Below are 257 nucleotides of genomic sequence, written 5' to 3' on the forward strand. Positions count from 1 at the left end.
GATTTGTCCCAGATGCACTTCTACATCAGTGGTTTTTCGCAGTTTTCGGCCCAAGAACTTGAGATCGTCAAGACCCTAATTGATAAGGCTAATGACATCACGATTGACCTTAACCTCGACCATGCTTATCCAAACGAAATGCCGGATAATTCGGCGTTCTTCTTACGCTCAGGACGACTTTATCATCAGTTGTACCAGTACGCTCGGGAAAGTGGAACTAAGGTTATGACCGACCAGTACGCTGACGACTGTCGTTG

General features: G+C 46.3%; 1 protein-coding gene. It reads left to right on the top strand.

Translation table 11 applies throughout. The annotated features are described in order from the left end of the window. Positions 1-257: helicase-exonuclease subunit AddB family protein (locus tag AC6UDF_RS07310; protein WP_500724221.1), on the top strand; the 257-nt coding region annotated here is incomplete at both ends.

Source organism: Fructilactobacillus sp. X2R6C1, from assembly GCF_059901295.1.